The sequence below is a fragment of the Pseudomonas frederiksbergensis genome (assembly GCF_003732665.1).
GTDB classification, from domain to species: domain Bacteria; phylum Pseudomonadota; class Gammaproteobacteria; order Pseudomonadales; family Pseudomonadaceae; genus Aquipseudomonas; species Aquipseudomonas frederiksbergensis_G.
In genome coordinates, this window is record NZ_MOBP01000006.1 from 96,374 (window position 1) to 108,154 (window position 11,781).

Sequence of the window (11,781 nt, forward strand, 5' to 3'; positions counted from 1 at the left end):
AAGGGTTTCAAACGTAGTATTGCCGAGGTGGTGGAATTGGTAGACACGCAACCTTGAGGTGGTTGTGCCCATAGGGTGTAGGGGTTCGAGTCCCCTTCTCGGTACCAATTATCAGGAGAGCCCGCTGTTGCGGGCTTTCTTGTAGGTGGAAGGTTACATTGACCCTGTCAGGGATCGGTCGTATACTTCCGCCCCAGCTTTGTCGCGGGGTGGAGCAGTCTGGTAGCTCGTCGGGCTCATAACCCGAAGGTCGTCGGTTCAAATCCGGCCCCCGCAACCAGTTTAAGGAGCCCCTTTTAAGGGGCTTTTTGTTAGCTGGACACTTTCAACGCCGCTGTTCGACGGCGTTTCAAGGATGGGCGTTTCGCCCATTTTTTTATTTTGCATAGCATGCACATACATGCACGAGGGGGTTCAGGTGTCGAGCAAGCTAGAAGAGTTGCAGGCCTTGCTGGCCCCGGTGGTCGTGGCCCTAGGCTATGAATGCTGGGGTATTGAGTTTTCGGCTCAAGGTCGCCACTCAATGTTGCGCGTTTATATCGATAAAGAAGGCGGCGTGCTGGTGGACGATTGTGCCATCGTCAGCCGCCAGATCAGCGGTGTCCTGGATGTTGAAGATCCGATCGCCGTTGAGTACACCCTTGAAGTTTCCTCGCCTGGCATGGAACGCCCACTGTTCACTCTTGAGCAGTTTGCAAAATTTGCCGGTGAACAAGTGAAGATCAAGCTGCGCTCGCCTTTTGAAGGCCGACGCAACTTTCAGGGCCTTCTGCGCGGTGTAGAAGAGCAGGACGTCGTGGTGCAGGTAGAAGACCATGAGTTCCTGTTGCCGATCGATATGGTCGACAAGGCCAACATTATTCCCAGTTTTGACTGAGACGCGGATCCCGCGGATCCAATGGCTTGCGAAAGGCGAGGCGTACGATGAGCAAAGAAGTACTGCTGGTTGTTGAGTCGGTATCCAATGAAAAGGGCGTACCGGCAAACGTAATTTTTGAAGCGCTGGAGCTGGCTCTGGCCACTGCTACCAAAAAACGTTTTGAGGACGAAGTCGATCTGCGTGTGGAAATCAATCGCCACACCGGTGCTTATGAGACATTCCGTCGCTGGACGGTCGTCGAAGAAGCAGATCTGGACGATCCGGCTATCGAAACCTGGCCGAGCAAGGTTGCAGAAACGCATCCTGGTGCTCAGGTCGGTGACGTAGTCGAAGAAAAGATCGAATCCATCGAGTTCGGCCGTATTGCTGCACAGACTGCCAAGCAGGTCATCGTGCAGAAAGTTCGTGAAGCAGAGCGCGCGCAAGTCGTTGACGCCTACCGCGAACGCCTGGGTGAAATCATCTCCGGCACCGTGAAGAAAGTAACCCGCGACAACGTGATCGTCGACCTGGGCAACAACGCTGAAGCGTTGCTGGCTCGTGAAGACATCATCTCTCGCGAAACCTTCCGTGTCGGCGTGCGTCTGCGTGCGCTGCTTAAGGAAATCCGCACCGAGAACCGCGGCCCGCAGCTGATCCTGTCGCGTACCGCGCCGGAAATGCTGATCGAGTTGTTCCGCATCGAAGTGCCGGAAATCGCTGAAGGCCTGATCGAAGTAATGGCTGCGTCCCGTGACCCGGGTTCGCGCGCCAAGATCGCGGTCCGCTCCAAGGACAAACGTATTGATCCGCAAGGCGCTTGCATCGGTATGCGCGGTTCGCGCGTCCAGGCAGTGTCGGGCGAGTTGGGCGGCGAGCGTGTGGACATCGTCCTGTGGGACGATAACCCGGCTCAGTTCGTGATCAATGCAATGTCGCCGGCTGAAGTGGCGGCAATTATCGTTGACGAAGATGCCCATGCAATGGACATCGCCGTTGGCGCAGACAATCTGGCTCAGGCCATCGGTCGCGGTGGTCAGAACGTACGTCTGGCTAGCCAGTTGACTGGCTGGACCCTGAACGTGATGACCGAATCGGACATCCAGGCTAAGCAGCAAGCAGAAACCGGCGACATCCTGCGCAACTTCATCGACGAGCTGGAAGTCGACGAAGACCTCGCACAGGTGCTGGTAGATGAAGGCTTCACCAGCCTGGAAGAGATTGCCTACGTACCGTTGGAAGAAATGCTCAACATCGACGGCTTTGACGAAGAAACCGTCAACGAGCTTCGCGCTCGCGCCAAGGATCGTTTGTTGACCAAAGCCATCGCTACTGAGGAAAAGCTGGCAGACGCCCATCCGGCCGAAGACCTGCTCTCGCTTGAGGGTATGGACAAGGATTTGGCGATGGAACTGGCGGTGCGCGGCGTAATTACCCGCGAAGACCTGGCCGAGCAGTCTATTGACGACCTGCTCGACATCGACGGCATTGACGATGATCGTGCCGGCAAGTTGATCATGGCCGCCCGAGCCCACTGGTTCGAGTAATTAGGCGCGGCCTGAGGAGAGAAGTGCATGACGCAAGTCACGGTGAAACAACTGGCCGATGAGGTCAAAACACCGGTAGAGCGCCTGTTGCAGCAGATGCGTGAGGCAGGTCTGCCGCACACCGCCGCCGAAGAACATGTGACTGACAGTGAGAAGCAATCTTTGCTGACTCACTTGAAAAGCAGCCACAAGGCGAAAGTGGAAGAACCACGCAAGATTACACTGCAGCGTAAAACCACCAGCACCCTGCGTGTTGCTGGCAGCAAAAGCATCAGTGTTGAAGTCCGTAAAAAGAAAGTTTTCGTACAACGCAGCCCGGAAGAAATCGAAGCCGAGCGCAAACGCGAACTGGAAGAACGTCGTGCAGTAGAAAATGCTGCTCGTCAAAAGGCTGAAGAAGAAGCCAAGCGTCGCGCCGAAGAAGAAGCGCGTCGCCAGCCTGCTACTGCGCAAAACGCTACTAACGATGCTGTCGCAGCGCCTGCTGCGGTTGCCGAGCCAGTTCGCGAAAGCGCGCCGGTTGTGGCTGCTGCACCGGCTCCTTCTGCCGACCGTAAGCCGAACGACCAGCGTCGTCCGGACAAGCCACGTGCCGACGATAACAATCGTCGCAGCGGCGGTGGCGATGGCGAGCGCAAAAACGCTCCGCATCGTGCTTCGGTCAAAGAGAAAGCGCCTGCTCCACGTGTTGCGCCACGCACTACCGACGAAGAAAGCGATGGCTTCCGTCGTGGTGGTCGCGGCAAGGCCAAGCTGAAGAAACGCAACGCTCACGGTTTCCAGAGCCCAACCGGCCCTGTCGTGCGTGATGTGCAGATTGGCGAGACCATCACTGTTGGCGATCTCGCCAATCAGATGTCGGTCAAGGCTGCTGAAATCATCAAGTTCATGTTCAAACTGGGTACTCCAGCGACCATCAACCAGGTGCTTGATCAGGAAACTGCTCAGCTGGTAGCCGAAGAACTGGGCCACAAAGTGACCCTGGTCAGCGACACCGCCCTGGAAGATTCCCTGGCCGAGTCCCTGAAGTTTGAAGGTGAGACGTTCTCCCGTGCACCGGTTGTGACCGTAATGGGCCACGTTGACCACGGTAAAACCTCGCTGCTCGACTACATCCGTCGTGCCAAGGTAGCTGCTGGCGAAGCCGGCGGTATCACCCAGCACATCGGTGCGTACCACGTTGAAACTGATCGCGGCATGGTCACGTTCCTCGATACCCCGGGTCACGCTGCGTTTACCGCAATGCGTGCTCGTGGTGCCAAGGCGACTGACATCGTGATCCTGGTCGTTGCAGCGGACGACGGCGTAATGCCGCAGACCATTGAAGCGGTCCAGCATGCCAAGGCTGCCGGTGTTCCTCTGGTCGTTGCCGTGAACAAAATCGACAAGCCGGGCGCTGATCTCGATCGCATCCGTAGCGAACTGTCGGTTCACGGCGTGACTTCGGAAGAGTGGGGCGGCGACACCCCGTTCGTATCGGTTTCGGCGAAAGTCGGTACTGGCGTGGACGAGTTGCTCGAAGCTGTTCTGCTGCAAGCCGAAGTTCTGGAACTGAAAGCGACTCCATCGGCCCCAGGTCGTGGTGTCGTGGTTGAATCGCGTCTCGACAAAGGTCGTGGCCCGGTTGCAACCGTTCTGGTTCAAGACGGTACTTTGCGCCAAGGCGACATGGTCCTGGTCGGTTCGAACTACGGCCGTGTACGTGCCATGCTCGACGAGAACGGCAAGCCAATCAAAGAAGCCGGTCCTTCCATCCCTGTCGAGATCCTCGGCCTGGACGGTACTCCGGACGCTGGCGATGAGATGAGCGTGCTGTCGGACGAGAAGAAAGCCCGTGAAGTGGCTCTGTTCCGTCAAGGCAAGTTCCGCGAAGTCAAGCTGGCCCGTGCTCACGCCGGCAAGCTGGAAAACATCTTCGAAAACATGGGCCAGGCAGAGAAGAAGACGCTTAACATCGTCCTCAAATCCGACGTCCGTGGTTCGCTGGAAGCGTTGAACGGTGCCTTGAACGGCCTGGGTAACGACGAAGTGCAAGTGCGTGTTGTGGGTGGCGGCGTCGGTGGTATCACCGAGTCCGACGCTAACCTGGCACTGGCCTCCAACGCTGTACTGTTTGGCTTCAACGTGCGTGCCGATGCTGGCGCTCGCAAGATCGTCGAGCAGGAAGGCCTGGATATGCGTTACTACAACGTGATCTACGACATCATCGAAGACGTCAAGAAAGCCCTGACCGGTATGCTGGGCAGCGATGTTCGCGAGAACATCCTGGGTATCGCTGAAGTGCGTGACGTGTTCCGTTCGCCGAAGTTTGGCGCGATCGCCGGTTGCATGGTTATCGAAGGTGTTGTTCACCGTAACCGTCCAATCCGTGTACTGCGTGAAGACATCGTTATCTTCGAAGGCGAGCTGGAATCCCTGCGCCGCTTCAAGGATGACGCTTCCGAAGTACGTGCCGGCATGGAATGCGGTATCGGCGTCAAGAGCTACAACGACGTCAAGCCTGGCGACAAGATCGAAGTTTACGAGAAGGTTCAGGTTGCTCGCAGCCTCTAACTCGCGCACTTCAAGGGCCACGGCGAGCCGCCGCATGCAAATGCGCGGCACGGCGTCAGGACTCTAAACGCAACGCCCGGTCTGGCTTTTGTCAGGCCGGGCGTTTGCCGCTTTCAGACCCCACGGGTTTCACCGTGAGGCAGTAACAGGTAACAAGACATGGCAAAAGAATACAGCCGTACCCAACGTATCGGCGATCAGATGCAGCGTGAGCTGGCACAGCTGATCCGTCGTGAAGTCAAAGATCCGCGCGTCGGCCTGGTCACCATTACCGCTGTTGAAGTCAGCCGTGACGTTGGTCACGCCAAGATCTTCATCACCGTGATGGGCCAGGACAACGCTGAAGACATCGCGCAAAGCATCAAGGTGCTCAACTCCGCCGCCGGTTTCCTGCGCATGCAGTTGGCGCGTGAAATGAAGTTGCGCAGCGTTCCGCAGTTGCACTTCCACTACGACGAAAGCGTCGTGCGTGGCGCGCACCTGTCGGCCCTGATCGAGCGTGCGGTGGCTGAAGACAATCAGCACCCGGTCGCGGCTGAACCCGAAGACGCCAAGGAGTAATCGGTGGCTCAGGTCAAACGTATCCGTCGTAACGTCAGCGGCATCATCCTGCTCGACAAGCCGCTGGGGTTCACCTCCAACGCGGCGTTGCAGAAGGTCCGCTGGTTGCTGAACGCCGAGAAGGCCGGGCACACCGGCAGTCTCGATCCGCTGGCCACCGGCGTATTGCCGTTGTGCTTCGGTGAAGCCACCAAGTTCTCGCAGTACCTGCTCGATTCCGACAAGGCCTATGAAACTCTGGCGCAACTGGGCAAGACCACTACCACGGCGGATGCCGAGGGTGAGGTTTTGCAGGAGCGCCCGGTGACCGTTGGTCGCGCCGATGTCGAAGCTGTTTTACCCGGTTTTCGCGGGCAAATCAGTCAGATACCGCCGATGTACTCGGCGCTCAAGCGTGATGGCCAGCCGCTGTACAAGTTGGCCCGTGCGGGCGAAGTAGTGGAGCGCGAACCGCGTTCTGTTACTATTGCGCGCTTGGAATTGCTGGCCTTTGAGGGTGATACTGCGCGGCTTGCGGTGGATTGCAGCAAAGGCACCTATATCCGCACTCTGGTGGAGGATATCGGTGAGCAACTCGGTTGTGGCGCTTACGTTGCAGAACTGCGACGTACCCAGGCCGGGCCTTTCACGCTGGCACAGACGGTCACGCTTGAAGAGTTGGAAGCGGTACATGCCGAAGGCGGCAACGAAGCGGTCGATCGCTTCCTGATGCCATCGGACAGCGGCTTGCTGGATTGGCCGCTGTTGCAGTTCTCGGAGCACAGCTCGTTCTACTGGCTCAACGGCCAACCGGTACGAGCCCCGGATGCACCGAAGTTCGGCATGGTACGGGTACAGGATCACAACGGTCGCTTCATCGGTATCGGTGAAGTGAGCGAAGACGGGCGCATCGCGCCCCGTCGATTGATTCGGTCGGAATGACCGAAACCAGCCTGTGTAACAGCAGGTTGGCGAGGGTGGCTGTTAGCAGGCATGGTCACTACTCATTTTTAGATACAGGGATTTGTCCCTGGCCTGTTGAAGCTGTTTCTCTGAAACAGTTTCCTGATAAAAGGATTGCCTCATGGCTCTCGACGTTCAAGAAAAAGCTCAAATCGTAGCTGACTACCAGCAAGCTGTTGGTGACACTGGTTCGCCAGAAGTGCAAGTTGCACTGCTGACCCACAACATCAACAAGCTGCAAGGTCACTTCAAGGCCAACGGTAAAGATCACCACTCCCGTCGTGGTCTGATCCGCATGGTAAACCAGCGTCGTAAGCTGCTGGACTACCTGAAAGGCAAGGATCTGGGCCGTTACCAGGCTCTGATCGGTCGCCTGGGTCTGCGTCGCTAATAAGCGATTGCGCTAGAGGTTGGTTGTTTGCTGTGTGCCAGCGGGTTTCCCGCCGGTACATGGCAGGCTCCCAGCCTCAAGTTTTATCTGGATACACGTTTTACCCTGGACAGGCGTTGGGCCGATTCCCGACATTGCCCAAGAATTTCGCAAGAAGACAAGTTCCCCAAGAGCCACAAAGAAGGTAGGACACCGTGAACCCGGTAATCAAAAAATTCCAGTTCGGTCAGTCGACCGTTACCCTCGAGACTGGCCGTATCGCCCGTCAGGCCTCCGGCGCAGTATTGGTCACTGTTGACGACGACGTCAGCGTATTGGTGACTGTCGTTGGTGCCAAGCAAGCCGATCCAGGCAAGGGCTTCTTCCCTCTGTCCGTTCACTACCAGGAAAAGACTTACGCTGCCGGTAAGATCCCTGGCGGTTTCTTCAAGCGTGAAGGCCGTCCTTCCGAGAAAGAAACCCTGACTTCCCGACTGATCGACCGTCCGATCCGTCCGCTGTTCCCAGAAGGCTTCATGAACGAAGTGCAGGTTGTCTGCACCGTCGTTTCCACCAGCAAGAAAACCGATCCGGACATCGCTGCGATGATCGGTACTTCGGCTGCCCTGGCCATCTCCGGCATTCCTTTCGATGGCCCGATCGGCTGTGCACGCGTTGCGTTCCACGAAAGCACCGGCTACCTGCTGAACCCGACTTACGAACAACAGAAAGCTTCGAGCCTGGACATGGTCGTTGCCGGTACGTCGGAAGCCGTGTTGATGGTTGAATCGGAAGCCAAAGAGCTGACTGAAGACCAGATGCTGGGCGCGGTACTGTTTGCTCACGACGAGTTCCAGGTTGTGATCAACGCCGTTAAAGAACTGGCCGCTGAAGCTGCCAAGCCAACCTGGACCTGGACTCCACAGCCAGAAGCCACCGCTCTGCTGGGCGCTATCCGTGCCGAGTTCGGCGACGCGATCTCCCAGGCTTACACCATCACCATCAAGGCCGACCGTTACGCTCGCCTGGGTGAGTTGAAAGACCAGGTAGTTGCCAAGCTGTCCGGTGAAGAAGGCCAGCCTTCTTCCAGCGAAGTCAAAGCAGCATTCGGCGAAATCGAATACCGCACCGTTCGCGAAAACATCGTAAACGGCAAGCCACGTATCGACGGTCGCGACACCAAGACCGTACGCCCTCTGAACATCGAAGTCGGTGTTCTGCCCAAGACCCACGGTTCGGCTCTGTTCACCCGTGGCGAAACCCAGGCTCTGGTCGTTGCAACACTGGGCACCGCCCGTGACGCACAACTGCTGGACACCCTGGAAGGCGAGAAAAAAGACCCGTTCATGCTGCACTACAACTTCCCTCCGTTCTCGGTAGGCGAGTGTGGCCGCATGGGTGGCGCTGGTCGTCGCGAAATCGGTCACGGCCGTCTGGCCCGTCGTTCGATTGCAGCCATGCTGCCGGCTGCCGACGTGTTCCCGTACACCATCCGTGTTGTGTCGGAAATCACCGAGTCCAACGGTTCGAGCTCCATGGCTTCGGTCTGCGGCGCTTCCCTGGCCCTGATGGACGCTGGCGTTCCGATGAAGGCACCGGTTGCCGGTATCGCCATGGGTCTGGTTAAAGAAGGCGAGAAGTTCGCCATCCTGACCGACATCCTGGGTGACGAAGACCACCTCGGCGACATGGACTTCAAAGTAGCCGGTACTGCCAAAGGTGTTACCGCGCTGCAGATGGACATCAAGATCAAAGGCATCACCGAAGAAATCATGGAAATCGCTCTGGGCCAAGCCCTGGAAGCGCGCCTGAACATCCTCGGTCAGATGAACCAGATCATTGGTCAGTCCCGCACCGAGCTGTCGGAAAATGCTCCGACCATGATCGCGATGAAAATCGACACCGACAAAATCCGTGATGTCATCGGTAAAGGCGGCGCGACCATTCGTGCGATCTGTGAAGAGACCAAGGCTTCGATCGACATCGAAGACGATGGCTCGATCAAGATCTTCGGCGAAACCAAGGAAGCGGCTGAAGCAGCACGTCAGCGCGTTCTGGGCATCACCGCAGAAGCTGAAATCGGCAAGATCTACGTCGGTAAGGTTGAGCGCATCGTCGACTTCGGCGCATTCGTCAACATCCTGCCTGGCAAGGACGGTCTGGTTCACATCTCCATGTTGAGCGACGCTCGCGTTGAGAAAGTGACCGACATCCTGAAAGAAGGCCAGGAAGTGGAAGTTCTGGTACTGGACGTGGACAACCGCGGCCGTATCAAGCTGTCCATCAAAGACGTAGCAGCAGCCAAGGCGTCGGGCGTTTAATCACCCTCGCTTGATTGCTTCAACGTTATAAAAAAGGCCCCACAGTGAAAACTGCGGGGCCTTTTTTGTCTGCTGTAGACCGAAACGGACTTGCGGTTGCGCCTCGCGAAAGCTGTGCTAGGTTTAGCTCACCGCCCGTGTAGCTCAGTTGGTAGAGCAGCGCACTCGTAACGCGAAGGTCGCAGGTTCGACTCCTGTCTCGGGCACCATTGCCGCTGTTACTTCACTTTTCGGCTCAAGTCTTCGACCGTGCGTTTGAGCTGGTCGAGTTGATTGTCCTGGTCGCTGACTTCCCGCTTCAGGTTGGACAGGTCGCTGGAGCTTGAGCTGGAACTCGACCCGGCGCTGCGCTTGAGGTCTTCCACCTGGCTGGCGAGTTTCTTCAGGTCTTTATCCTGTTCCTCGACGATACGCTTGAGGCTGGATATTTCATTGCTGCTGGAGCCGGAGCTGGTGCCGGTATTGCGTCTGAGTTCTTCGATGAGGCGCGCTTGATCGCTGATGGTGGTCTTCAGTTTGTCGATTTCAGCCGTATTGGTTTTAACCGTGCCTTGTAACTTTTCCAGCTCGCTGATTTCCAGATTGGTTTTGACCAGTACGGTCTTGCCATAGGAAGTGTGGGTGGCAGTGAGCGTGTCGTTAAACGATGGGTTGTCGGAGCTGAGCTCGATAGCTTGAGCCGTACTGGCCAGTGCCAGGTTACCGAGCAGGAGGGCGGCCATGCCGGTTGCAAACAGGGTAGACGAAAGCTTTGGGAAATTGCGCATCACCTGAATTCCTTGTGAAGTGCCTATATGGCACATCGCTATGACTTCAGCTTCTGAAACATGTTCCTGAGGGCCGCACAAAATAAGCGTGGTCAGTGATGGCAGCCGTTTTTTTGTAGATTTGATGTAAACATGCATATAAATCGTCGGCCAAAGGTCCTATATTCGGAACTTGCATGAGCACCACCGAAGCAGTTTTCAGATGATCCCGAATGGTTCTGAAGGCCAGATAAACCGGGCGTTACACGGTTTTTTGCGTCAGAGAGATCCTTGATGATCCAGATCCATCTTCCATTCCTAAGATCAGCGAGAACCCCATGACCGTTAAAGAATTGACCCAAGAAGCCAGACACGAAGAAGCGCTAAAAAAGTACTTGCTGGATTCGCCCCAGCTAGCCAGCGAGATCAAGGACCTGCCCGCCGATGATCAGAAAGACCAGATCCAGTGGGCGTTCGAGGATGAAGCGGAATCCCAGGGCTTGCAGCCTTGGGAGCTGACGCTCAAGTACACATCGACTCCGGAAGAGTTCGAGGCGGCGCGCCTGGTTCTGCACAAGGAGGCGGCCGAAGTGTTGGGCGTCGAGTGGGAAGAGTACTGCGAGATGAATAATCTGGTGGTCTGACACAAACACCTGTGGGAGCGGGCTTGCTCGCGAATGCGATCGGTCAGTCGACATTGATGTTGACTGACACACCGCTTTCGCGAGCAAGCCCGCTCCCACATTGTTTAATCAGAGGCTGAGCCGCATCGACAGGTCCACGGCCTTCACATCCTTGGTCATCGCACCAATCGAGATGTAATCCACCCCGGTTTCGGCAATCGGCAGCAACGTGCTTTCGTTGATCCCGCCGCTGGCCTCCAGTTTTGCCTTGCCGCCGTTCAGGCGCACGGCTTCGCGCATGTCATCCAGGCTCAGTTCGTCGAGCATGATGATGTCGGCGCCGGCCGCCAAGGCTTCCTTCAGTTCATCCAGGCTTTCCACTTCGATTTCCACCGGCTTGCCCGGGGCAATCTTGTGCGCAGCCTTGATCGCTTCGGGGATGCCGCCACAGGCCGCGATATGGTTTTCCTTGATCAGGAAGGCGTCATACAGGCCGATGCGGTGGTTATGGCAGCCGCCGCAGGTCACGGCGTACTTTTGCGCCAGGCGCAGCCCCGGCAGTGTCTTGCGGGTGTCCAGCAGCTTGACCTGAGTCTCGGCGACGAAATCCGCCAGGAACTGCGCGCGAGTCGCGACGCCGGAAAGCAGTTGCAGGAAATTCAATGCACAGCGCTCACCGCTCAGCAGCGAGCGTGCCGGGCCTTCCAGATGAAACAGCGCCTGATTGGGTTTCACCCGTTCGCCATCGCGCACTTGCCAATGCACCGCCACCCGTGGGTCCAGCTGCCGAAAGACGGCATCGACCCACGCGGTGCCGGCAATGACGGCCGCGTCGCGGGTGATGATAGTGGCTTTGGCCAGGCGTTCGGCCGGGATCAACTGCGCGGTGATGTCGCCGCTGCCGATGTCTTCGAGCAACGCACGGCGCACGTTGGCTTCGATTTCGGCGGTCAAATCGGCGAGACGTAGATTCGGCATAACGGACTCCACAAACAAAGTGCCTCGATTATAGGGCCATGGCGCGGACCAACCCAAGGCATGCCAGGCGCCCGTATCGCTCTGAAACCTGCATTTGGTCGATTGGCGTGAGCATTTGCGGCTAAGCGTGGGTCTGTCCTGTACGTCTATTTCCATGTAAGGCACAGAGTCTGCTGGCACAAGCGGCGAGTTTTGCAGATAATCCGCCTTGCATTTGACGTCATAGCTTTGACGTCCCTTTGGCTTCCCGATCATTGAACGACAACAAGTGTGCAGCGGGC

The 11,781-nt window shown here is 57.1% G+C and carries 10 protein-coding genes and 3 tRNA genes; 11 read left to right on the forward strand and 2 right to left on the reverse strand.

Features of this window, described 5'->3' with window-relative positions:
• The first annotated feature begins 21 nt into the window (after nucleotides 1–21).
• From BK665_RS10300 to BK665_RS10345, 10 genes are all read left to right on the forward strand, one after another.
• Nucleotides 22–107, forward strand: a tRNA-Leu gene (locus BK665_RS10300).
• A 96-nt stretch (nucleotides 108–203) separates the two neighbouring features.
• Nucleotides 204–280 (forward strand) — tRNA-Met (locus BK665_RS10305).
• Between the two features lie 138 nt (nucleotides 281–418).
• The gene (rimP, locus tag BK665_RS10310) at nucleotides 419–877 is read left to right on the forward strand and encodes a ribosome maturation factor RimP (RefSeq protein WP_149657639.1); all 459 of its coding nucleotides are present in this window, start codon (nucleotides 419–421) and stop codon (nucleotides 875–877) included.
• A gap of 47 nt (nucleotides 878–924) precedes the next feature.
• Nucleotides 925–2,406, forward strand: coding sequence for a transcription termination factor NusA (gene nusA / locus BK665_RS10315; protein WP_008024459.1), 1,482 nt, complete (start codon nucleotides 925–927; stop codon nucleotides 2,404–2,406).
• Nucleotides 2,407–2,433: 27 nt separating this feature from the next.
• On the forward strand, nucleotides 2,434–4,959 hold the full coding sequence (gene infB / locus BK665_RS10320) for a translation initiation factor IF-2 (protein WP_123405157.1): 2,526 nt from the start codon (nucleotides 2,434–2,436) through the stop codon (nucleotides 4,957–4,959).
• Between the two features lie 159 nt (nucleotides 4,960–5,118).
• The gene (gene rbfA, locus BK665_RS10325) at nucleotides 5,119–5,520 is read left to right on the forward strand and encodes a 30S ribosome-binding factor RbfA (protein WP_007942872.1); all 402 of its coding nucleotides are present in this window, start codon (nucleotides 5,119–5,121) and stop codon (nucleotides 5,518–5,520) included.
• Nucleotides 5,521–5,523: 3 nt separating this feature from the next.
• Nucleotides 5,524–6,441, forward strand: coding sequence for a tRNA pseudouridine(55) synthase TruB (gene truB, locus BK665_RS10330; protein ID WP_123405159.1), 918 nt, complete (start codon nucleotides 5,524–5,526; stop codon nucleotides 6,439–6,441).
• A 142-nt stretch (nucleotides 6,442–6,583) separates the two neighbouring features.
• Complete coding sequence (gene rpsO / locus BK665_RS10335) at nucleotides 6,584–6,853, forward strand: 30S ribosomal protein S15 (protein WP_003176135.1); 270 nt, start codon at nucleotides 6,584–6,586, stop codon at nucleotides 6,851–6,853.
• Nucleotides 6,854–7,047: 194 nt separating this feature from the next.
• The gene (pnp, locus tag BK665_RS10340) at nucleotides 7,048–9,153 is read left to right on the forward strand and encodes a polyribonucleotide nucleotidyltransferase (protein WP_046045794.1); all 2,106 of its coding nucleotides are present in this window, start codon (nucleotides 7,048–7,050) and stop codon (nucleotides 9,151–9,153) included.
• Nucleotides 9,154–9,286: 133 nt separating this feature from the next.
• Nucleotides 9,287–9,362 (forward strand) — tRNA-Thr (locus BK665_RS10345).
• A 9-nt stretch (nucleotides 9,363–9,371) separates the two neighbouring features.
• On the opposite strand, the gene BK665_RS10350 is transcribed toward BK665_RS10345, so the two are convergent.
• A complete protein-coding gene (locus BK665_RS10350; protein WP_123405161.1) occupies nucleotides 9,372–9,920 on the reverse strand; it encodes a hypothetical protein in 549 nt (182 codons plus the stop codon).
• A gap of 317 nt (nucleotides 9,921–10,237) precedes the next feature.
• Here BK665_RS10350 and BK665_RS10355 point away from each other — a divergent pair, with 317 nt between their 5' ends.
• Complete coding sequence (locus tag BK665_RS10355) at nucleotides 10,238–10,543, forward strand: DUF6388 family protein (RefSeq protein ID WP_123405163.1); 306 nt, start codon at nucleotides 10,238–10,240, stop codon at nucleotides 10,541–10,543.
• 108 nt (nucleotides 10,544–10,651) lie between these two features.
• On the opposite strand, the gene nadC is transcribed toward BK665_RS10355, so the two are convergent.
• Nucleotides 10,652–11,500, reverse strand: a complete 849-nt coding sequence (nadC, locus tag BK665_RS10365) for a carboxylating nicotinate-nucleotide diphosphorylase (protein ID WP_123405165.1) — start codon at nucleotides 11,498–11,500, stop codon at nucleotides 10,652–10,654.
• Between the last annotated feature and the right edge of the window lie 281 nt (nucleotides 11,501–11,781).

What these genes read in the sequence shown, in the direction of transcription:
- nadC (WP_123405165.1), bottom strand. Translation starts at nt 11,500, where the DNA reads ATGCCGAATCTACGTCTCGCCGATTTGACCGCCGAAATCGAAGCCAAC.
- rbfA (WP_007942872.1), top strand. Translation starts at nt 5,119, where the DNA reads ATGGCAAAAGAATACAGCCGTACCCAACGTATCGGCGATCAGATGCAG.
- BK665_RS10350 (WP_123405161.1), bottom strand. Translation starts at nt 9,920, where the DNA reads ATGCGCAATTTCCCAAAGCTTTCGTCTACCCTGTTTGCAACCGGCATG.
- rpsO (WP_003176135.1), top strand. Translation starts at nt 6,584, where the DNA reads ATGGCTCTCGACGTTCAAGAAAAAGCTCAAATCGTAGCTGACTACCAG.
- infB (WP_123405157.1), top strand. Translation starts at nt 2,434, where the DNA reads ATGACGCAAGTCACGGTGAAACAACTGGCCGATGAGGTCAAAACACCG.
- nusA (WP_008024459.1), top strand. Translation starts at nt 925, where the DNA reads ATGAGCAAAGAAGTACTGCTGGTTGTTGAGTCGGTATCCAATGAAAAG.
- BK665_RS10355 (WP_123405163.1), top strand. Translation starts at nt 10,238, where the DNA reads ATGACCGTTAAAGAATTGACCCAAGAAGCCAGACACGAAGAAGCGCTA.